Origin of the sequence: Microbacterium trichothecenolyticum (assembly GCF_030818955.1) — a bacterium.
Lineage (GTDB): Bacteria > Actinomycetota > Actinomycetes > Actinomycetales > Microbacteriaceae > Microbacterium > Microbacterium trichothecenolyticum_B.
In genome coordinates, this window is the sequence record NZ_JAUTBF010000001.1 from 3148434 (window position 1) to 3169440 (window position 21007).

Genomic DNA, 21007 nt, shown 5'->3' on the forward strand with positions numbered 1-21007 from the left:
ACAGATGCGACTGATAGGATCGAAGCCCGTGATGCAGACTTCGGACGCGGGACATTCAGACGACACGACCTTCACGACGAAGCACATTTTCGTCACCGGAGGAGTCGTCTCCTCCCTGGGTAAAGGCCTGACGGCGGCAAGCCTCGGCAACCTCCTCACGGCTCGTGGGCTGCGCGTGGTCATGCAGAAGCTCGACCCGTACCTCAACGTCGACCCGGGGACGATGAACCCGTTCCAGCACGGCGAGGTCTTCGTCACCGACGACGGTGCCGAGACCGACCTCGACATCGGACACTACGAGCGCTTCCTCGACATCGAGCTCAGCCAGGCGGCCAACGTCACCACCGGGCAGATCTACTCGCAGGTCATCGCCCGCGAGCGCCGCGGCGAGTACCTGGGTGACACGGTGCAGGTCATCCCGCACATCACCGACGAGATCAAGCGCCGCATGCGCCTGCAAGCGAGCGAGAGCCCGCAGCCCGACGTCATCATCACCGAGATCGGCGGCACCGTCGGCGACATCGAGTCGCAACCCTTCATCGAGTCGGCGCGCCAGATCCGCCACGAGCTCGGCCGCAAGAACGTGTTCTTCGTGCACGTCTCGCTCGTTCCCTTCATGGGCGCCTCTGGCGAGCAGAAGACCAAGCCGACGCAGCACTCCGTCGCCACGCTCCGCTCGATCGGCATCCAGCCCGACGCTCTCGTGCTGCGAAGCGACCGCCCCGTCACCGAGTCGAACAAGCGCAAGATCGCTCTGATGTGCGACGTCGACGAAGACGCCGTGGTCAACGCCATCGACGTGCCCAGCATCTACGACATCCCGACGATGCTGCACGATCAGGGCCTCGACGCCTACATCGTCGACGCGCTCGACATCGCCAAGGCGGCCGACGTCGACTGGTCGCGCTGGCAGCGCGTGCTCCAGGCGGTGCACAACCCCAAGCACGAGGTCACCATCGGCCTGGTCGGGAAGTACATCGACCTGCCCGACGCCTACCTGTCGGTCACCGAGGCGATCAAGGCCGGTGGGTTCGGACAGGAGACCCAGGTGAAGATCACCTGGATCCCGTCCGACCTGTGCGAGACGCCCGAGGGTGCCGCCAAAGCACTCAGCACGGTCGACGGCATCATCGTCCCTGGCGGCTTCGGCATCCGCGGCATCGAGGGAAAGCTCGGCGCGCTGCGCTTCGCACGCGAGCAGGGGATCCCCACGCTCGGCATCTGCCTCGGCCTGCAGTGCATGGTCATCGAGTACGCCCGCACCGTGGCCGGGCTCGAGGGGGCGTCGTCGAGTGAATTCGATCCCGACACCGTCCACCCCGTGGTGGCGACCATGGCGGAGCAGGTCGACATCCTCGAAAGCGGTGACCTCGGCGGCACCATGCGCCTGGGTCTGTACCCGGCCGACCTGGCCGAGGGCTCGCTCGCGGCCGAGGTCTACGGCGCGAACCGCATCTCGGAGCGCCACCGTCACCGCTACGAGGTCAACAACGCCTACCGTCAGCAGCTGAACGACGCAGGACTTGTCTTCTCGGGTCTCAACCCCGACCTCGACCTCGTCGAGTTCGTGGAGCTGCCGCGAGACGTGCACCCGTACTACATCGCCACCCAGGCGCACCCCGAGCTGCGCTCGCGTCCTACCGAACCGCACCCCCTGTTCCGCGGTCTGGTCGCGGCGGCGCTCGATCGGCACCGTTCGAGTGAGCTGTTCGACGTCGAGGAGGACTGACGTGGAGGAGCTCCGCGACGAGCGCGTCGACCTCGAGGTCATCTCGAGCGAGCTGGTCTACCAGGGGGCGGTATGGAACGTCCGTTCCGACACCGTCCGCTACGGCGACAGCGAGATGACGCGTCAGTACGTCGCGCACCCGGGAGCTGCGGCGGTCGTGGCGATCGACGACGACGAACGGGTCGTGCTGATCCAGCAGTACCGGCATCCGATCAAGGAACGCGACTGGGAGATCCCAGCGGGTCTGCTCGACGTCGCGGGCGAGCCCCCGCTCGAGACCGCGAAGCGCGAACTGACCGAAGAGGTCGACCTCGCGGCGGAGCGCTGGCAGCACCTCGTGTCGATGCACACGACCCCGGGCGGCAATGACGAGGTCGTGCACATCTTCCTCGCGCGAGGCCTCAGCCACGTCGAGAGCGACTACGAGCGCGAGCACGAGGAGTCCGACATGCGGGTCGAACGACTGCCCCTCGCCGACGTGATCGACGGTGTGCTGGCGGGACGCCTGCGCAACGGCATCCTCGCCACGGGAGCGCTCGCCGCGGCCGAGGTGCTGCGCCGTGAGGCCGCCGCGGTCTGACGTCGTGGAGCTCGAGCGCGCGGTCGAGGGGTATCTCCGCCACGTCGCGCTCGAGCGTGGGCTTTCGGACCACACCGTCGCCGCCTATCGACGCGATCTCGCGATGTACGCGGACTGGTTACGGGACCACGGCGTCGATGTGATCGAGACGGTGACACCGGCGCTGATCGCCGATTTCGCGGCGGAGCGGGCGTCGACCGAGCCGCCGCCCGCGTCGTCGTCGCTCGCGCGCCTGCAGTCGTCGGTGCGGGGGCTGCATCGTTTCCTCGTGCGCGAGGGGCGTGCCGACGACGACCCGACGGGCCGACTGCGTCCGCCCAAGGCGCCCCGGCGCCTGCCGAAGGCGCTCACCATCACGCAGGTCGACGCGCTCTTGGATGCCGCGGGGCCAGCGCCCGGGTCGGATGACGCCGCGGCGGCGGATCCCGCGGCCGTCCGCGACCGCGCGCTGTTGGAACTGCTGTACGCGACGGGTGCCCGAGTGTCGGAGATCGTGCAGCTCGACGTCGACGACACCGCGCACGGGGACCTGCTGCGGCTGCGCGGCAAGGGCGACAAGGAGCGCGTCGTTCCCGTCGGCTCGTACGCGCGGGACGCGATCGAGGCATACCTCACGCGTGTGCGGCCGGCCTTGGCGGCGAAGGGGAGGGCGACGCCCCGGCTGTTCCTCGGCGTGCGCGGCGCGCCGCTTTCGCGCCAGAGCGCGTGGCTCATCATCCAGGAGGCCGCCGAGCGTGCGCGTCTGACGGCGCATGTCTCGCCGCACACGCTGCGGCATTCGTTCGCCACACATCTGCTGCAGGGCGGCGCCGACGTGCGCGTCGTGCAAGAGCTGCTCGGTCACGCGTCGGTCGCCACGACGCAGATCTACACGCACGTCACGGTCGATGCGCTGCGGGACGTGTACGCGACCTCGCACCCCCGGGCGCGTTGAGCCGGCGCGCAGCGGTGTCGCACGGTATCCCGGCCGCCGTGCTGAGAACATAGAGGGATGACCGCCACCCTCGTCGCACAGAACCTCGCCGGCGGGCACGGCCACCGCACGCTCTTCGACGGCGTCGACCTCACCGTCGCACCGGGCGACGTGATCGGTGTCGTCGGGGCGAACGGTGCGGGAAAGTCCACGCTGCTGCGTCTGCTCGCCGGGGTCGACGAGCCGCAGGCCGGCTCGATCAGCCTCGCGCCCGCGGACGCGTTCGTCGGCTGGCTCCCGCAGGAGCACGAGCGCGTGCCCGGCGAGACCGTCGCACACTACATCGCGCGGCGCACGGGATGCGCCGAGGCCACGCGCGAGATGGATGCCACGGCGGCAGCGCTCGGCGACCCCGACGCCGAGGGAGCCGACGACGCGTACGCGACGGCACTCGAACGCTGGCTCGCCAGCGGCGCGGCCGACCTCGACGAGCGGTTGCCGCAGGTACTCGCCGACCTCGGGCTCGACGTCGGCTCGGATGCGGAGATGACGGGGTTGTCGGGCGGCCAGGCGGCGCGGGTGGGCCTGGCGGCGCTTCTGCTGTCGCGCTTCGACATCGCCCTGCTCGACGAGCCCACCAACGACCTCGACCTCGACGGCCTGGAGCGGCTCGAGACATTCGTGAAGGGCCTGCGCGGCGGCGTCGTGCTCGTGAGCCACGACCGCGAGTTCCTCGCGCGGTCGGTCACGCGCGTGCTCGAACTCGATCTGGCGCAGAACTCCCACCGCGTGTACGGCGGCGGCTACGACGCCTACCTGGAGGAGCGCGCGACACTGCGCCGCCAGGCGCGGGAGAAGTACGAGGAGTACGCCGAGACGAAGGCCGATCTCGTCTCGCGCGCCCGGACGCAGCGCGAGTGGTCGAGCCAGGGTGTGCGCAACGCGATGAAGAAGTCGCCCGACAACGACAAGATCCGCCGCAAGGCCGCGACGGAGTCGAGCGAGAAGCAGGCGCAGAAGGTGCGGCAGATGGAGAGTCGCATCGCACGACTCGAAGAGGTCGAGGAGCCGCGCAAGGAGTGGCACCTGGAGTTCACCATCGGCTCGGCCCCGCGGTCGAGCTCTGTGGTGTCGACGCTGTCGGGAGCGGTGTTCCGGCAGGGTGACTTCACCCTCGGGCCGGTCTCGTTGCAGGTGAACGCGGGGGAGCGGATCGGCATCACGGGGCCGAACGGTGCCGGAAAGTCGACGTTGCTGCGTGGCATCCTGGGTCGTCAGGTGCCCGATGAGGGAACGGCGAGCCTGGGCGCGAGCGTCGAGATCGGCGAGATCGACCAGGCTCGGTCGCTTCTGGTGGGTGATCGCCCGTTGGCCGAGACGTTCGAGGGGTTCGTGCCCGCGCTGAACTCCGGTGAAGTGCGGACACTGTTGGCGAAGTTCGGGCTCAAGGCCGACCATGTCACACGTCCCGTCGACGGGTTGTCACCGGGCGAGCGCACGCGCGCGGGGCTTGCGCTGCTGCAGGCGCGCGGGGTGAACGTGCTCGTGCTCGACGAACCGACGAACCATCTCGACCTGCCCGCGATCGAGCAGCTCGAGCAGGCGCTGGAGTCGTACACCGGCACGCTGCTGCTCGTCACGCACGACCGCCGCATGCTCGCCGCGGTGGAGACCGATCGGCGGTGGCGTGTCGAGGCCGGGGTCGTGACCGAGCTGTAGGCGGTAACGCCCCTCATGCATAAACGCGATTCGCGCGCAGAAACGCGAGGAGAGCGCGTTTATGTGCGCCGATCGCGTTTATGCATGAGGGGGCGGCGGGGTCAGCGGCCCTGACGCTTCTTGTACGGCTTCGGCTCGCCCTTCACGATCGGGGCGCGGCCCTTGCCCTTCGACGCCTTGGCCTTGCCGCCGCCGGGAGCCTTCTGCTTCGGCGCGGGCGGCGGGGCATCGGCGATGCGGTGGTGCGCCTCTTCGAGCAGCAGGCGGCCGGCGGGCGTGAGCTGCGTGGGCGGGGTGCGCGAGACGAGCGACTGCCCCACCTCTTCCTCGAGCTTGTCGATCGTCGTGTACAGCGAGGCGAGGGGGATGCCGAGCTTCTCCGCCGCGCGGGGGAAGTGCAGCTCCTCGGCGAGAGCGGCGAACCGGCGCAGGTGCTCGAGCTTCATGGCATCCATTCTCCCGGGTCGAGCGGCGTGCTGGTGAGTGTCCAAGACACGCCGTGCTGGGTGGGGCCGTGACGGCGTGTCTTGGACACTCAACGGGAGGGGGGAGGGGGGAGGGGGGAGGGGGGGAGGGGGGAGGGGGAGAGGGAGAGGGAGGGGGGTCAGGTGGCGGACAGGAAGCGATCGGCGGTGCGCAGGGACAGAGCCATGATCGTCAGCGCGGGATTCGCGGCGATGGCGGACGGGAAGACGGAGTTGTCGCAGATCCAGAGGTTGGGGATCTCGTGCGAGCGGCCGTCGGCATCCACGACGCCGTCCGACGGATCGGTCGACATCCGGCAGGTTCCGATCGTGTGCGCGGTGCGGGCCAGCACCATGGTCTCGCGCGCGCCCGCAGCCTCCATCACCCGCAGCATGAACGCGGTGGCGTGCTTGTCGAGCGCCTTCTCGTTCGTGCCCGCGGTGAAGCTCACCCGTGCCCGCGGGATGCCGAACTCGTCGGTCTCGTCGGACAGTTCGAGCCGGTTGTCGTCCGACGGCAGGCACTCCGCATTGATGCCGATGCCGGCCATGGATCGCGCTTGCTCCAGCCGCTGCATGAGCTCCGGGCCCCACAGGCCGCCGCCGCGGACAAGCGTCGTCGAGAAGGTGAGGGGCATGACGCCGAGACTCTGCACGAGGTACCCGCCGGCGAAGTCGGCGTCGGCCGGACGCATCATGTCCTCGCTGATGAGCGACGACGGGTAGCCGCGGTGCCCGCGGACGGGCTCGTCGAACCGGCCCCACACCTGCGTCGCACCATGCGCGAGGAAGTTGCGGCCCACCTGACCGTTGTCGTTGGCCAGGCCCGTGTGCAGCAGCAGTCGCGGCGTCTCGACCCCGCCCCCGGCGAGGACGAGCGCCCGGCAGCGCTGGCGCACGTCGATGCCGTCTCGGCGGTACACGACCGCCTCGACGCGCCCACGGGCGTCAAGCTCGATGCCGTGGACCATCGCCTCGGCGCGGATCTCGGCGCCGGCGGCGACCGCCGCGGGCAGGTACGTGTTGGCGGTGGAGGCCTTGGCATCCATCCGGCACCCCTGGTGGCACTCGCCGCAGTTGACGCACGCGCCGCGCTCGCCGTGGTGATCCTGCAGGCGGGCGCGGGTGAGCACCGCGGCCGGGGCATCGGCCCAGCGGATGCCGAGGGCGTCGCAGCCCTTCGCGACGAGGTTCGCGGGAGCGTTGCGCTTCGCGGGCGCGTACGCGTACTGGCGTGACGGGTCCCACGGGTAGGGGGTCGGACCCGAGACGCCGATGTCTCCCTCGACCCGTTCGACGTACGACAACAGCTCGTCGGGATCGACGGGCCAGTCGCGGCCCTCGCCGCTTTCGGTGCGCAGCGCGAGGTCGCGGCGATCGGGGCGCGGAGTGAACGCACCCCAGTGCAGCATCGAACCGCCCACGCCGCGACCGCTGTTGTTCGGGCCGAAGGCCGTGGGGTCGTCGCCGCCGCTCAGACGCTCCGACATCCAGTTGATCTCGACGGCCTCGGTCTCATCCGGCGTCAGGTCGTCGAGCGTGAAGTGGCGCCCGGCTTCGAGCGCGACGACGCTCAGACCCTTCTTCGCCAGCTCCGCCGTGAGGGGCGCGCCCCCGGCGCCCGTGCCGATCACGACGACGTCGACGATCTCGTCGGTGCCGAACGTGCGCATCCGGTCGATGTTCATGCCGCGTCTCCCGTCGCCACGGAGCCGCCGACGCCGACGGGCTCCCAGTCTTCGCGGCGTCCCAACCGCAACTCCACGTACCCGCGGATGGGGTTACCGCCGGTCGCGAAGCCGTCGTAGCCGATGCGGGCCATGCTCGCGGGGTGTGCCAGCCACTGCCGCACGAGGTCGTTGCGGACGTCTTCGAGCCACGCCTTCAACCGCTCCGGGTCGAAGGGGCCCGCGGCATCCGTCTTCCCCTCGATCCCGGCGCGCAACACGGCCTCCCGCTCGACCGGGTCGGTCGGCCACACGCTCGCGAGGGTGTCGAGGCCGGCGCGATAGGCGTCGGGGTCGGGTGGCAGGTCTGCGTTGCGCCAGCCGTCGCCCTCGCCGCGCGCCAGCTGGGCGTCGACGCGGGCGGCGATATCGATCGCGGGGCCGTCCTGCGGCACCACGAGGTCGGCGACCTCGCGCAGCACCGTCAGCTGCGCGACGTCGAGCACCTCGGGCGCGTAGCCGCGGTCGTCGGGGACAGCACGGCGGTTCAGGATGCCGCGCACCCGCGCATCCACGCGGTCACCGGCGATGAGGGCCGCCCAGTCGTCGGGCACGACGGGGCCGACGAGCACCTCGTCGGCGACGAAGGCGGCGATCGCCGCGGCCGCTCCGGCGGTGCGCTCGAGGGGGATCAGGTGGCCGGTGTCGGCGAGGGAGACGAAGCGGGCACGGGGATACACGGATGCCAGCAACCCGGGCTGGGCGGCTGCACCGAGGTCGGCGTCGTCGGTGCCGGCGAGCACCAGGACGGGAAGGTCGAGGGTGCCGACTTCGGCGGAGGCGTCGATGCGGCTCCCGGTCTCGAGCCAGGCACGCCAGGCGGCGGGCGAGGTGCGCTGCAGGTCCGCGACGGCGTGCGCGTGCGCGGCATCGTCGAGCGGCTCGGCGGTGTTCTGCGCGAGGAAGGTCTCGGCATCCTGCATCGACATCGGTCCGTCGGCCACCCACGAGAGCATGCGCTCGCGGCGCTCGTCGTCCATCGGCTCGGGGCGCGGGGGCGACGGTGCCATCAGCACCATTCCGGCCAGTCCCGCCAGCGGCGCTTCGCCGCGGAGGACACGGGATGCCACGAGGGCCGCGATCTTGCCGCCCATGCTGTGTCCGCCGAGCATCCAGCGACCGCGGGCGTGGCGAGCCAGGTGGTCGACGACGTGGTCGACGCTCGTTCCGAGCGAGGAGTCGTGCGCGTCGGCGAGCGTGCCGAAGCCCGGGAGGTCGATGCCCTCGACGCGCACGCGACCGTCGAGGCCGTCGGCGAGACGGCCGAAGGACGCGGCACTCGCGCCGAGCGCGTGCAGCAGGTACAGGGTGACGGGCGCCCCGCCCGGGGCGGTGGCGTTCTCGATGGGCATGCCTTCACGCTCGCTTACGGGCGGGGTCGGAACGGGTCGCTTGCGGATCGGCACGTTTTGCGCAAGGGCGTCGACTCTGCGGCGAAAGGTGGCGGTCGCGCGGGCCGAACTCCTGAGCGGTTCCGCCACGGGGGTGGGCACGTCGCCCGGCGGCGCGGGCGCGGAATGTCAGGGATCTCGCACGCGGGGGCGGGGTGGCGCCGCCACGAACGCCGCGGACCGCATCGCGGGCGGGCCGGGGCGTTCCCGGGCGGGTGTCAGGGCGTGACCATGCCGCCGTTGACGTTCAGGGTCTCGCCCGAGACGTAGCTCGACTCCGCCGACGCGAGGAAGACGAACGCCGGGGCGATCTCGGCGGGTTGGCCCGCGCGCTGATAGGTGCTCTCGTCGTCGAAGTGCTCCATCTGATCGTCGGAGACGCCCTGGCTCACCTGCAGCGCCGACCACGTGGGACCCGGGGCGACGACGTTGACCCGGATGCCGCGCGAAGCCAGCTGCTGGGCCAGGCCCTTCGACAGATTGTTGATCGCCGCCTTCGTCGCGGCGTAGTCGAGTCGGTCGGGTGCGGGGACGTACGCCTCGAGCGAGGCGGTGTTGATGATCGTGCCGCCCGGGGGCAGGTGTGCGAGAGCGGCCTTGGTGATCCAGAACGGGGCGAAGACGTTGGTGCGGAACGTCTGCTCGAACTGCTCGTCGGAAAGGTCGTCGACCTTCTCGACCATCACCTGCTTGCCCGCGTTGTTCACCACGATGTCGAGTCCGCCCAACGCCTCGGCGGCGCGGGCGACGAGCTCGCGGCACGCGCCGGGATCGGTGATGTCGGTCGCGATCGAGACGCCGGTGCGGCCGGCATCCAGGATCTGGCCGAGGACGTGGTCGGCGTCGCGCTGCTCGTCGGGCAGGTGCACGATCGCGACGTCGGCGCCCTCGCGGGCGAATGCGATCGCGACGGCCCCGCCGATGCCCGAGTCGCCTCCGGTGATCAGCGCCTTGCGTCCCACGAGACGACCGAGCCCGCGGTACGTCTTCTCGCCCAGGTCGGGTACGGGTGTCATGTCGGCCTGGACGCCCGGCTCGGGCTGGTGCTGAACGGGCGGTTCCACGCGCGCGTAACGAGTCACGGGGTTGTCGAAGGTGAACTGATCGCGATCGGAGGTCATGCCTCGACGCTAAGCACCGCCCCGGGCGAGGAACGGGGCCTTGACGCGGTGCGGGATGCCACGCACGCGGCGCCTCACCCGGGGGCGGCGTTCGTGTCGCCCGGTCGCCGAAGGAGGGGGAGATCTCTACCGTCGACGCGTGACCGCCCCCGCCGCCCCGCGCATCCTGCATCTCGTCGACCGTGTGGCCGGAGGCGTACCGGTCGCCGTGCGGACCTACGTCGCGAACTCGCCCGCGGGGGTGGAGCACGTCATCGCCGCGCCGTTCGCGGACGGGGCCCCTGCGCCGGTGTGGGCGGGGACGGCCGCGGCGCTCGTCGCGTGGGACACCTCGTCGGTGCCGCGTGCCGTGCGGGGCCTTCACCGGCTCGTGCGCGCAGAGCGATTCGACGTGGTGCACGCGCACTCGAGCTTCCCCGGTGTCTACGCCCGGCTGCTCGGCCTCGGGCGTCGGACGCGACTGGTCTACACCCCGCATTGCTTCGCCTTCCTGCGCACCGACGTCGCGCGCCCGGTACGCGGGGCGTATCGCTTCATCGAGTGGGTGCTGCGGGGCCGTGCGACGATCGTCGCGGCGTGCGGCCCCGGCGAGAAGGCGGAGGCGGTCGGTGTCGGCGTGCCCGTGGACCGCGTGCTGATGGTGCCGAACGTCGCGTCCGTGCCCGTCGACCCGGCCGATGTCCGCCGCTCGCGCGCCGCGGGAGCGCCGGTCAACGTCGGCATGCTCGGGCGCGGAGCCCCGCAGAAGGATCCGGCCTTCTTCCGCGCCCGGGTCGCGGAGTTGCGCGCGGCACTGGCGGTGCCCGTGCAGGCCTGGTGGATCGGGGACGCAGCGGACCACGATCCCGCGGTGCAGGTGACGGGATGGCTGACCCCCGCCGAGGTGGCCGCCCGCTTGCGCGCGCTCGACCTGTACCTGCACACCGCCGCATGGGAGGGCTTTCCCATCGCCATCCTCGACGCGCACGCGATCGGACTCCCCGTGCTCGCCCGGGCGATCCCGGCACTGCCCGGCCTGCCCGCTGAGCTGACGATCGCGGGCGGGACGGGCGGTTTCGTGGATGCCGTCCACGCCGGGGGTCTCGCGCAGTGGAGCGCCGAGAACCATGCCGCATGGGCCGCCTACCTGGGCCCCCGCACGCCCGACGCGCAGCGGGTTGCGCTGGCGCACGCCTGGGATGTGTCTCTCGGGCGCTGAGGTCAGCGTCGGATCTCGGCCCGCACCTCCGCCACCACCTCGGCCACGCGTCGGGCCGAAGCGGCCCAGGAGTACGTGGCCTCGTTGATGCGCCCTCGACGCGACAGCTCGGCGCGTAGCGCGGGGTCGCCGTCGAGGCGCTCCAGGCCCCGTCGGATGTCGCCGGGGTCGCGAGGATCGACCCAGAGCACCGAGTCGCCCAGCACCGCCGGGAGGGAGGCCGCCCGCGCCGCCAGCACCGGCGTGCCCGATCGCTGCGCTTCGAGCGGCGGGATCCCGAACCCCTCGTACAGCGAGGGGAATGCGAAAGCTGTCGCCCCGCGGTAGAGCCGCGCGAGTTCGTCGTCGTCCACACGGCCGAGGAAGCGGACCCGTTCGTCGTCGTCGCTGCGCGTCGACGCATGGAAGGCTCGGGCCTGGCCTCCGACGATGAGCAGGCGCCGGATGTGGTGCAGTTCCGCGTGGTGGAACGCCGTGAGCAGGGCGTCGAAGTTCTTGTGCCGATTGGGGGAGGACACGGCCAGCAGGTAGGGGCACCCCTCGTCGTGGGCGGGGCCGACGGCTGCGAAGTCGCCGGCGACGGCGTTGGCGACCACGCGCAGCTTCTCGGTCGGTACCCGGTAATGCTGCGCGATCTCGCCGGCGGAGAACTCGCTCACGGTGATGACGCGGGCGCTCGCGCGCAGCAGCGGGGGGATCAGTGCTCGGTAGAGAAGGCGGAACGACCGCGTGAAGCTGTCGGGGTGGCGCACGTAGGTGATGTCGTGGTGCGCCACGATCTGCGGACGGTAGCGTGCCGGTCCCGTGGTGGCCAGGCCCAGCAGTAGGGGACGACCCGCGCGGCGGAGGTACACCGGCAGGTCGATCTGCTCCCAGGCGTGGCCGTGCCGACGTCCCACCTGGCGGACCTCGACGCCGAGATCGGCATCGATCAGGTCACCCGGCGGCGCGACGATCACGAGAGGAGTGAGCGGCGCGAGCTCGCGGATGATCTCGCGGGCGAACCGTTGGACGCCGGTGGTGCGGTGGGTGAGGAAACGGCCGTTGACGACGGTCGGCGCGTCGGGCGTGGTCATGCGAGGGGGCTCCGAATGAGGATCGGGACGAGAGGGAGAAGGGTGGTGCCGGACTCAGCTTCGGTGCCGCGCTCGCCGCATCGGGAACCGCCTCGAAGGTGACGGATGGGGTGAATCGTCGCATCGAGGGGGTGCCTCACGATCGCGCGCGCAGCCAGTCGCGCACGCCCCGGCGCAGACGGCGCCACCGCGCGCGGGTGGGGTCGTCGGTGGGCTGGCCGGCGCGCTGTGCCGAGGCCAGTGCGATGTCGTCGGGGGGCCAGATGAAACGGATCACGAGGCGTGCGCGCGTCGACCACGGCAGCTCGCGCATCGCCGCCCCGTAGGCGCGCGCGCGACTCGACTCGGTGCGCCAGGTCCAGTCGCGCGGAGTGCCGCGCTCGGCGTCGAGTTCTCCGGGGGCAGCCAGCGGGGCGAGCTCGTCGCGCAGCGCGGGCACCGCGCCCAGCTCCCGCGCCCGCGTGAGCGCGTCGGGAGCGCGAGCGAGCAGGCGGGCGGCGGTGTCGGAGGCGTCGCGGGAACGGGGGCCGGCACCGATGACCGGCCGTACCGCGTGGACGGCGGCGAGCACGGCGTGCGTCGAGATGCTCGGCACGAGCACATCGACGGCGCCGAAGCGCAGGGGTTCGGCATCGCGCAGCACGATCTCGAACGCCGCGGCGTCGTCGATCGTGAACCCGGGGAAGCGTCGGTGGATGTCGATCTCGCAGCCCCAGCGCTCGGGCCGCATGGTCGCGGTGTGATGCACCGCGGTGCCGCGCCAGGGGTCGGGCTCGCGCGACCACCCCCAGGGCTCCAGGGCCGCCGCCAGGTCGTCCCATCGCGCGGGGTCGCACCAGACATCGACGTCGCCGGAGTGCTCTCTCTCGCGCAAGCCCTGCAGCCTCAACGCGGGCCCCTTGGCGAACACGCACCGGATGCCGTGCCCTGCGGACACGCGGGCCGTGAGCGCGTACACGAGCTCGTGCAGCGGCGAGGAGAGGACGGGGGGAGCGAGCTTGGTCACCCGAGCCGGGTGGGCGGCGTCGCGTGTGACGATGCCCGCGTGGGTCATCTCGGCGAGGATGGTGCGCTCGACCGGTGAGATGTCGTGCTCCCGCACGGGGGCGCCGTCGACGAGGCGCCGCCAGAGCGCGGCGCCCTCTCCCACCAGACAGAGTGCGTCGCCCGGGACGGTCGGCACGAGCAGAACCTCGGCTCCTGGCTCGAAGAGGGTGGAGCCGCTCACGTCGAGGGATCCGTACGCGATCGCGAACCACCCGTCTACGGGTGGGAAAGAAGTCATGCATCGCTCCGGGCAGGGTAGGGGGCGATCTCTCACTCTCCCGCCTGCCCGGCTGAGCGGGGCCAGGGGCCGGGTATTCGCGGGCGACGCGTGCCGAATATCACCCGCGGAGTCATCTGCTCCGCGGGGCGAGGGGCGTCACGGTCGGGGTCGGGCAGAACGACGCGACGGGATCCGACAGTGCGCGACGACGGCGTTCGGCCCGGGCGCGAACCCGGGCCGAACGCGACATCAGGGAACGGGCGTCAACGAGACCGCGTCGATGAAGGCCGTGGCATCCCCGCTCGGGGCCGACCCGCGGAACGTGATCTGCCGATCGCCCGCCGGCACCGTGAACGACGCCGTCGTGTGAGAGGTGAACGTGGCGGTCGGGGGAGCGAAGCTATCGACCACCACCCCGTCGACGAGCACCTGGATCGTCTGCACCGCTGTGTACCCCGGGCGCCGCGACGCCTGGTAGCTGAGCGTGTAGTCGCCGGCATCCATGTCGAGGGTCTGCGAGAACGACCCGTGCTCACCGTTGCGCGACTGCAGCAGCGCGGTCTGCGTCCCCTCCGGGGCGGTCGGTGCGCCGAAGGCGCTGCCGTTGTGCTGGATGCCGGAGCGCCCGACGAACGACCAGCCCTCGGTGAAGGGCGCGGACTTCACGCCGGTCGTGGACGGCGCCTCGAAGCCGGTGTTCGCCAGCTGCGCCGGCTCCGGCGCCACGGGCGCCTCGATGCGGACGGCGTCGAGGAACGCCGTGCGGTCGCCGGAGGGTGCCGTCGCGCGGAACGTGATCGTGTGCCGGCCGCCGTCGGAGGTGAACGCCGGGGTGCGCTCGGTCTCGTACGAGCTCGTCGACCCCACCGTGAACGAACCGATCACGGTGTCGTCGTACAGCACGTCGAAGCTCTGCGCGGGATAGCCCGAGCGCCCGGACAGGGCGAAGACCACCTGGTACTCCCCGGCCGGGAACGCCGCCTCCTGCGAGATGGTGCCCTGCACCCCGGCATCCGTCTTCAAGTACCCGACCTGCTGTCCCTCGCTGGGGGCGGGAGGACCGAGCGGACCCTGCCCGTTCTGGATGCCGGAACGGCTGTCGAAGGTCCAGCCGTTCGTGAAGGGGCCGGTCTTGGATTTCGTGCCGCCGGGCTTTTCGAACCCGGCGTTGGTCAGGGTCACCAGCGGGTAGGACGACGGCAGCTCGGGGCTGACGTAGCACCGCTGCGTGCCGGTGGGGTTCGGGTCGCCGAGGGTCGCGGTGTCGCACGAGACCGGTCCGGTCTTCGCCTGATAGGTGAACAGGCCGTCGCCGCCGAAGGCGACGCTCTGCTGCCCGGAGAAGAAGCACTCGCCGCCCTCGTTCGCGCACAGGGTGTACCCGTCGGGGCCCTCTGAGACGCCGCCGACCTTGAACAGACGGCTCGTGATGCCCGAGGTCTGCTTGCCGCTCGCGAACGCAGCGGCCCGGTAGAGCTTCGTGGACGTCTCGGCGAGGATGAGGGGCCGCTCGTACAGCGCCGAGCTCGCCGTCGGGTCGGAGCCGTCGGTGGTGTAGCGGATCTGGGCTCCGGCCGTCGGGGTCGACAGCGTGAGCACCTCGGACCCGGCGTATACGCCGCTGTCGAGGTCGAAATGCACCGGATCGACGCGGTTCGCGCTCAGCTGTGGGGTGACGGTGACGATTGAGACCCCGGAGGACGTGGGGTCGGCCGTGCTCGTGGCCCGCACCGCGATCTCGCGCTCGGAGTCGACGACGGGCGGGGTGTAGACGCCCGTCGACGACACCGAGCCGTTGCCCGTGCCCTCGACCGACCAGGTCACCCCGGCCGCGCCGTCGATCACGTCGGCGCCGAGCTGCAGCGTCGAGCCCGAGGCGACGGTGGGGTCGACATCGCTCATCCGCACCTGCAGAGCCGGGTCCGCCGTGGTGTAGACGGCGAACGAGTAGCCCTCGGCCAGGTCGTCGGTGAAGCTCGAGCCGGCCGGCAGGGTCGCCGAGACCGCGGGGAGCAGGGCGTTGTCGTCGGGGACCAGGTCGTTCGTGTAGGCGACCCGGTGGAAGTCGGCGTTCACGGCGGTGCCGCCGAAGTCGACGGTGAGGTCGGTCGGGGCTTCCCCTTTCGACTCCACCAGGACCGTGTAATCGCCCGCGGCGTCGCGGAAGGCCGCCGAGCGGACGTTCGACGACGACGACGTGGATGCCAGCACCTCGCTGTGGGCGGGGATGTAGCGGTTCAGCAGGCCCGCCGAGAGGAACGTCTTGCGCGGCTCGAGCCCGAGGGGGAGGGCGTCCCACATGTTGTACGTGCCGTTCGTGTCGCCGTCGGGGTCGACGGTCCACGTGCCGTTGAGCTGCCAGACGAGCAGCGAGTGCAGGCCGAGGTTCGCTCCCGCGATGACGTAGTTGGCGTAGCCCGAGTCCCAGCCGCTCGCGTTGTCGTCGGACCACCCGAACTCCGACATGTTGACGGGCTTGCCGCCGGCGGAGTTCTTGCGCGCGTTGATACTGTTCGGCACCGAGCCGTACGAGTCGCCGTAGGTGTGGAAGCTGTACTGGTCGAACGCGTCGCCGCCGTTCTGGGCCATATAGGTGGTCCAGGCGGGAGCGCCCGTCTCTTCCGGCCCCCAGATCTCGACCTCGTCGCGCAGGCCGTCGGCCACGAGTCGCTGGTGAACCGCCTGGGCCATCTGCAGGTAGGCGGCCTGCTGGTCGCCCGGGGCTTCGAAGTCCCAGCTGCCGTTGGGCTCGTTGTAATAGGTCAGGTACTTGACGTTGTCGTAGCCGCGGACGTTCTTCAGCTGGTCGATGAGGGCTGAAGCGGATGCCGCGTACGCGGCGTTGTCGTTGGGCGCGCTGGTCCACGGGTCGACGCCCGCGATGGGGAACCAGTCGTGCACGGTGGAGCCGACTTTCCAGCCGAAGTTCAGTTCGATGTCGGTGCCGGCGGCCTGGAAGGCGTCGAGGTAGCGGTAGAACGCCTTCATCCGGTCGCTGTCCCAGGTGTAGACGCCCTTGTCGGGCTCCATCCAGTCGATCTGGAACCACACGCGCGCGACTTTGGGACGGATCGTGGCGATGCGCTCAGCATCCACCGCCCAGTCGGCGTCGCTGTAGCCGAAGCCGCGCGAGCGTTCCATCAGCGCGGAGGGGATGACGTTGACGCCGATGCCGAGGAAGTCGTCTTGGACGACGGCGCCGGTGTCGATCGAGACGGTGGCGGTGTCGTCGGCGGAGGCGGCCGATACATTGCCGGCGATCGCGAGGGACGCGATCACCGCGCCGGTCGTCGAGAGCGCCAACCATCGGCGCGGTGAGCGGGGGGATCTCATGAGGACTCCGTCGTCGTTGAGGGATGAGGAAGCCGCGAGGTAGTTCAACTACATACTTCGGCTCTCGGTGAGAGTAATCGGGTGCATCGGGTCTCCACAAGGGTATTTGAAAGGTAGTGTGTGTAGTTTAGCTACCTTACTCGTGGTCTCCGCGGGGTGAGACGTCGACTTCACCCTCGACGGCTACGGCTGCCCGTGGTCGGGTGTCATCCGTCCGGGAGAACGTCGCATCGCGTGAGGTGATCCCCGTAGGGGCCCGCGCTACAGGCCCAGCGTCCGCCGCAGGAAATCGTTGCGGAAGACCCCGCGCGGGTCGGCATCCCGTGCCGCGGCGAGAAAGCCATCGACTCGGGGAAGCGTCGCGCGCACGGCCTCGCCGGGCATGGCGAACGCCTTGCCCCAGTGCGGGCGAACCTCGAACGGTGCCAACGCCGCCTCGATGCGCGGGAGCACCGCGAGCACGCCCTCGGTGTCGTTGCGCCAGGTGAAGTGGATCGCGAGGACGTCGCGCTGGAAGGCGGGGCTGAGCCACAGCTCGTCGGCGGCGACGGTGCGAAGTTCGGTGACGAGCAGCTGTGCGTCGAACGCCGGCGCGATGGCGCGGACGGCGGCGAGGGCCTCTCGCGCGGCCGAGAACGGCACGAAGTACTCCGACTGGATCTCGTCGCCGTCGCTGGGCAGGGCATCGGCGCGGAAGTGCGGCAGCCGGGTGTGCCAGGGGCCCTCGGTGCCGCGGGGAGTGGTGTTGTCGACGGTGCGAATACGTCCGAGGTGGATGTCGTCGCCGACGGGTCGTCCGCCGAGCTCCTCCACCCAGTCGGGCGCGCCGTCGTCGCTCTTGGCCCAGACGAGGTCGTGCGCCGGGTCGCCCCACGTCGTGAAGACGCTGACGCTGCGCGAGCCGCCGAACACCCGCTCGGGGTCGCCGGCGATGTCGTCCCAGGCCACGCCCGTGTACGCCTGCTGCGTCACGGTGTAGGTCGGCTCGGTCTGCAGCTCGAGGGCGATGATCACGCCGAAGGCGCCGATTCCGAGAGCCGCGGCGGGGAACCACGCGTGCGCCCGATCGATCCGGTGCGTCTGGCCCTCGGCATCCATGATCTCCAGCGCGCGGACGGCGCTCGACAGATTGCCGTTGCGCACCCCCGAGCCGTGGGTGCCCGTGGCGGTGGCGCCGGCGACGGAGATGTGCGGGAGCGAGCCGAGGTTGTGCAGGGCACGGCCCTCGGCCTCGATGACGGGCGCGAGTTGCGCGAAGGTGACGAGCCCCTCGACGCGCACGCGGTCGCCCACCATCTCGACGCGGATCGGCAAGCGCTCGAGCGATACCAGGGCCGCGTCGGAGTCGGCCACATCATTGAACGTGTGCCGCGTGGCTTGTACGCGCAAGGTGCGGGCGGATGCCACGACCTCGGCGAGCTCGTCGAGATCGCCGGGAAGCAGCACGTCGGTCGCGCGGTAGCGGTGGTTGCCCGACCAGGTCGTGCCGGCGTCACGTCGTTGGGTCACGCCTCCATCCTGCACCGTGTCACCGAGATCGGGGCGAGAGCCGTCACCGCCGCAAACAGGGAACCGTCACCGCCGTCACCGTCGTGGGCGCCGGGGAGGGAGGGAGAGGCGCGGCCCCGATCTCAGCGCGCAGGGAACAGCGCGGCCTCGAACACCGCCTCGGCGGCCCCCACGAGCAGGCGGTCCTCGCCCAGCTCGGCGACGGCCAGGCGTAGTCCCTCGGTGCAGGCCGGGATGGTCTGGGTGCGCACGGCGGCGTCGAGAGCCTCGAGGTCGTGGGCGGCCAGGACCGCGAGGAACCCGCCCAGCACGATCACCGCGGGGTTCAGCACGTTGGCGGCGTTGGCGAGCGCCGTCGCGAGGATCCGCCGCTGCCGGTCGACCTCCGCGTGGGCCGCCGGGTCGGTGGTGGATGCCAGGGCTGCGGCCAGGACCGCATCGTCACCGCCCTCGAGCCCCACGGCCTCGAGCAGGAACGCGCGGCTGACCTCGTCTTCGAGCACGCCGTCCGGTGCGCGCCGGTCGGCTGCGTCGGCGATGCCGGGCCGATTCTGGCCGAACTCCCCGGCGTACCCGCCCGCCCCGCCGAGAGGGACGCCGCCCACGATCACGGCACCGCCGATGCCGCTCGCCCCGCCGTTGAGGTAGACCACGTCGTGCGCGCCGCGCGCGGCGCCGAAGAGGTACTCGGCCAGGGCGCCGAGGGCTGCGTCGTTGCCGACGTGGGCGCGCAAGCCCGTGGCATCCGCGAGCATCACCCCGATACGCGCCTCGATCCAGCCGAGGTGCGGCGCCTCGCGGACGACGCCGTCGGCGGCGCGAACCGGGCCGGGCACGGCTGCGCCCACCCCGACGATGCGAGCGCTCGCCAGGGGGCCGCCATGCCACACCGACAGGCGTTCGGCGACGAGTTCGGCGACGCGCGCCGGAGTCACCAGCGCGGGCTGCTCGATGCGCTCGCGCACGACGACGGTGCCGTCCAGGCTGATCGCGCCGATGTCGACCGCGTCGACCTCGGGGTTGACCGCGAGGGCGACGACCCGGGGATCGGGCATGACGATGGGCGACGGTCGACCGACGCGGCCCTGGGCGTCGGAGGCGCGCTCGACGACGAGTCCCGCGCGCTGCAACTCCCCCACGAGGTCGGCGATCGTCGAGCGGTTCAGCCCCGTCGCCTCGGTGAGGGCGGCGCGCGATCGCGGACCCTCCCGGTGCACGGTGCGCAGCACGAGAGAGAGGTTGGCACGGCGCATGCCGTCGCCTCGACTGCCCGCGGTGACCATGCGACCACTGTGCCACGGGCGCGTGCCCCGCCGCGTCGAGGGCCGCTCGCTCGGCGGCATAAACGCGATTCGCGCGCATAAACGCGGTGTCAACGTGTTTCTGCGCGCGGAAGGCGTTTATGCGTTGGTGGCGCGGGGTGCTCATCGCGAGGCATCGCCGCCATTCCCACCCCCGGTCACGCGGGCGGTGCCAGGATCGGAGCATGGACCTTTCCGGCATCCCCGTCACCACCCTCCAGGGCGAACAGACCACGTTCGGCGCGCTCGCCGACGGCAAGGCCGCGCTCGTCGTGAACGTCGCCTCGCGCTGCGGGCTCTCGGGTCAATACGAGACGCTCGAAGAGCTGCACAAGCGCTACGCCGACCGCGGGTTCACCGTGATCGGCTTTCCGAGCAATCAGTTCCTGCAGGAGTTGAGCGACAGCGAGAAGATCGCCGAGTACTGCTCGGCGACGTGGGGCGTCACCTTCCCCATGACCGAGAAGGTCAAGGTCAACGGTCGCAACGCCCACCCGCTGTACAAAGAGCTGACGCAGACTCCGGATGCCGAGGGCAAGACCGGCCGCATCTCGTGGAACTTCGAGAAGTTCGTGGTCGCCCCCGACGGTCGCGTCACGCGTTTCAGCCCGCGCACGCTGCCCGACGCACCCGAGGTCATCGCCGCGATCGAGGACGCGCTGCCGCGCTGACGCGTCGCCCGCGCTCGTGCAGCCGCGCCCGCGCCCGCCCGGCGGGGAAGGGCGCGGGAGATGGGGGCCTATCCTGACCGGGACCCGATCCGCGAAGGAGTCCCCATGGCAGATGCCGTCGTCCTCGTCTCCGGTGGTGCGGCCGTCACGCCGTACACCGATCCCGAGCGGGCCGCGGCGACCGGTCTCGCCGCGGGCAACACCCTCACCGCGCTGCGCGCCCACCTGCTCGAGCGCGGGGTGCCGGTGTTCACCGCGCCGGCGCGCCTGGGCGTCGGAGAGGTGCGGGTGGATGCCGGATGGCAGGGCTTCGATGACGTTCCCGTCGTGCTGCCCGAGGGCGTCACCATCAACTCCGTCGGCGCGATCGACGACGCCGGCGTGGCGCTCGCCGCGTTCCTGCGGTGGCTCGCCGACGAACATGCGCTGACCGGCATCGATCTCGTCGGGCATTCGATGGGCGGGCTGTTCTCGCGGGCGGCGATCCGCGAGCTGGCGTCTGGCGGTCCGCGCGTCGAGCGCTTGATCACCCTCGGCACCCCGTGGGACGGCGCGGTGCTCGGCGACGCCGTCGCGGGCGAGATCACGGATGCCGACGCGCACGGCGACCCGGCCACCTCGACGATTCTCGCGCAGGCGCGGGAGTACGCGGCCGCGCACTCGCAGGGCGCGGCCGAGCAGGTGGCGCGGGGCTTCCTCCGACCGTGGAACGTGGCGCAGGCGGGGGTGCTCGACGATATCGCGGTGACCGCGATCGGTGCCGGGTATTTCGCGGCGGCGACCGAGCCGGCGCAGCTGTGGCCGCACGACGGCCTGGTGTCTTTGCGCAGCGGGCGCGCCGACGACGTGCCCGCTGCGGTCCTGCCCCGAGTCGAGCGGCACTCGTTCGCCGACGACGTGCACAGCATCTTCTTCGCCGACGCCTTCGGGTTGCCGTGGGAGCGTGCGCTGACGTGGAACCCGGAGGTCTTCGCCGTCGTCGACGCGGCTCGGGGAATGTGACGGCAG

16 protein-coding genes are annotated in these 21007 nt (G+C 71.2%); 7 read left to right on the forward strand and 9 right to left on the reverse strand.

The features are described 5' to 3' along the window. Window positions 1-31: 31 nt before the first annotated feature. From QE412_RS14845 to QE412_RS14860, 4 genes are read left to right on the forward strand one after another with little or no spacing between them, the layout of a single operon-like run. Window positions 32-1729 carry a CTP synthase gene (locus QE412_RS14845; protein WP_307487240.1) on the forward strand — a complete coding sequence of 566 codons (1698 nt, stop codon included), beginning with the start codon at window positions 32-34 and terminating at the stop codon, window positions 1727-1729. Between the two features lies 1 nt (window position 1730). After that, entirely contained in the window at window positions 1731-2309 is a 579-nt protein-coding gene (locus QE412_RS14850) for an NUDIX domain-containing protein (RefSeq protein ID WP_307485521.1), read from the forward strand. Window positions 2310-2313: 4 nt separating this feature from the next. Next, on the forward strand, window positions 2314-3243 hold the full coding sequence (xerD, locus tag QE412_RS14855; protein WP_307485523.1) for a site-specific tyrosine recombinase XerD: 930 nt from the start codon (window positions 2314-2316) through the stop codon (window positions 3241-3243). 57 nt (window positions 3244-3300) lie between these two features. Next, entirely contained in the window at window positions 3301-4941 is a 1641-nt protein-coding gene (locus QE412_RS14860) for an ABC-F family ATP-binding cassette domain-containing protein (RefSeq protein ID WP_307485526.1), read from the forward strand. 101 nt (window positions 4942-5042) lie between these two features. Here QE412_RS14860 and QE412_RS14865 read toward each other — a convergent pair whose 3' ends face one another. The 4 genes from QE412_RS14865 to QE412_RS14880 all read right to left on the reverse strand — a co-directional run bounded on the left by QE412_RS14865 (window position 5043) and on the right by QE412_RS14880 (window position 9644). Beyond that, window positions 5043-5387 carry a LysR family transcriptional regulator gene (locus tag QE412_RS14865; RefSeq protein ID WP_307485531.1) on the reverse strand — a complete coding sequence of 115 codons (345 nt, stop codon included), beginning with the start codon at window positions 5385-5387 and terminating at the stop codon, window positions 5043-5045. 158 nt (window positions 5388-5545) lie between these two features. After that, entirely contained in the window at window positions 5546-7093 is a 1548-nt protein-coding gene (locus QE412_RS14870; RefSeq protein ID WP_307485534.1) for a GMC family oxidoreductase, read from the reverse strand. Next, the gene (locus QE412_RS14875; RefSeq protein ID WP_307485537.1) at window positions 7090-8484 is read right to left on the reverse strand and encodes an alpha/beta hydrolase; all 1395 of its coding nucleotides are present in this window, start codon (window positions 8482-8484) and stop codon (window positions 7090-7092) included. Before QE412_RS14875 ends, QE412_RS14870 begins: the two co-directional genes overlap by 4 nt. A gap of 257 nt (window positions 8485-8741) precedes the next feature. Beyond that, entirely contained in the window at window positions 8742-9644 is a 903-nt protein-coding gene (locus QE412_RS14880; protein ID WP_307485541.1) for an SDR family oxidoreductase, read from the reverse strand. A 139-nt stretch (window positions 9645-9783) separates the two neighbouring features. Between QE412_RS14880 and QE412_RS14885 the strand changes: the two genes are divergently transcribed. After that, window positions 9784-10842, forward strand: coding sequence for a glycosyltransferase (locus QE412_RS14885; protein ID WP_307485544.1), 1059 nt, complete (start codon window positions 9784-9786; stop codon window positions 10840-10842). Window positions 10843-10844: 2 nt separating this feature from the next. Here the strand turns inward: QE412_RS14885 and QE412_RS14890 are convergent, their stop codons facing one another. The 5 genes from QE412_RS14890 to QE412_RS14910 all read right to left on the reverse strand — a co-directional run bounded on the left by QE412_RS14890 (window position 10845) and on the right by QE412_RS14910 (window position 19310). Continuing rightward, on the reverse strand, window positions 10845-11918 hold the full coding sequence (locus tag QE412_RS14890; protein ID WP_307485546.1) for a glycosyltransferase family 4 protein: 1074 nt from the start codon (window positions 11916-11918) through the stop codon (window positions 10845-10847). A 136-nt stretch (window positions 11919-12054) separates the two neighbouring features. Beyond that, window positions 12055-13203 (reverse strand): nucleotidyltransferase family protein, encoded by a 1149-nt coding sequence (locus QE412_RS14895; protein ID WP_307485550.1) that lies wholly within the window; start codon window positions 13201-13203, stop codon window positions 12055-12057. Window positions 13204-13434: 231 nt separating this feature from the next. Continuing rightward, on the reverse strand, window positions 13435-16518 hold the full coding sequence (locus QE412_RS14900) for a chitobiase/beta-hexosaminidase C-terminal domain-containing protein (protein WP_307485552.1): 3084 nt from the start codon (window positions 16516-16518) through the stop codon (window positions 13435-13437). Window positions 16519-16779: 261 nt separating this feature from the next. After that, window positions 16780-18027, reverse strand: a complete 1248-nt coding sequence (locus QE412_RS14905) for a D-arabinono-1,4-lactone oxidase (RefSeq protein ID WP_307485555.1) — start codon at window positions 18025-18027, stop codon at window positions 16780-16782. A gap of 122 nt (window positions 18028-18149) precedes the next feature. Next, complete coding sequence (locus QE412_RS14910; protein ID WP_307485558.1) at window positions 18150-19310, reverse strand: ROK family transcriptional regulator; 1161 nt, start codon at window positions 19308-19310, stop codon at window positions 18150-18152. Window positions 19311-19513: 203 nt separating this feature from the next. Between QE412_RS14910 and QE412_RS14915 the strand changes: the two genes are divergently transcribed. Both QE412_RS14915 and QE412_RS14920 read left to right on the forward strand, forming a co-directional pair. Continuing rightward, the gene (locus tag QE412_RS14915) at window positions 19514-19999 is read left to right on the forward strand and encodes a glutathione peroxidase (RefSeq protein WP_307485562.1); all 486 of its coding nucleotides are present in this window, start codon (window positions 19514-19516) and stop codon (window positions 19997-19999) included. Between the two features lie 105 nt (window positions 20000-20104). After that, window positions 20105-21001 carry an esterase/lipase family protein gene (locus QE412_RS14920; RefSeq protein WP_307485565.1) on the forward strand — a complete coding sequence of 299 codons (897 nt, stop codon included), beginning with the start codon at window positions 20105-20107 and terminating at the stop codon, window positions 20999-21001. The last annotated feature ends 6 nt before the right edge of the window (window positions 21002-21007 follow it).